This window comes from Bacillus sp. mrc49 (assembly GCF_002803435.1).
This window is the reverse complement of the sequence record NZ_PHNG01000237.1, coordinates 1-757: the sequence shown is the minus strand read 5'-3', so window position 1 is coordinate 757 and position 757 is coordinate 1. Positions and strand designations below refer to the sequence as shown.

Sequence of the window (757 nt, the reverse complement as noted above, 5' to 3'; positions counted from 1 at the left end):
TTCTTTTTTCTTCAATAAATCCTTCGCTTTGTTCACTAAATCTTGTAAACGGTCTTTTTCCGCACCGGCTGGTAATTTATTGACTGCTGCTTCCGCTTCGTCAACCGCGGCTTGATTGGTATTTCCTTTCAATGTGTCGAACTTGTTATCCGTGAACAGGTCTTCTACTTTTTTCTTCGCATCGGCTTGGTCTTTTTCTGCTTCTTCTTTTTTCTTCAATAAATCCTTCGCTTTGTTCACTAAATCTTGTAAACGGTCTTTTTCCGCACCGGCTGGCAATTTATTGACTGCTGCTTGAGCTTCGTCTATCGCCCCTTGATTCGTACTTCCTTTCAATGTATCGAACTTATCATTCGTGAATAGATCTTCGACTTTGTTCTTCGCTTCAGCTAGCTCTTTTTTTAATTGACCATCTACATCAGTTCCTAATTCAATCTTATTTGTTTTATCAAATTCAATATTGAAATTATAGTTTAAGTTCTTTGATACTTTTATTGCTTGAGCTACGTCATAGCGATAATTAGCGTCCCAAGTGAAATCCTTACCATCATTACTCACATAGCTGTTAGGAGTTGGTGACTGATTCGTCCAATACTTCACTTTGCCCGTATCCATACTCAGCGTTAGGGAGGTATATTTATTATCAATCGCTTGACCTTTAAGTGAGGATAATATGACTCTCTCCGGCTTCTTAAATTTCATTGTTCCTACATTTACAGCTTGCATGGCATGACCATTTTCTGTACTCACTTGAAGT

The 757-nt window shown here is 38.2% G+C and carries 1 protein-coding gene; it reads right to left on the bottom strand.

The features are described 5' to 3' along the window. Positions 1-757: toxin Cry1Ac domain D-VI-related protein (locus CVN76_RS01725; protein WP_232732056.1), on the bottom strand; the 757-nt coding region annotated here is incomplete at both ends.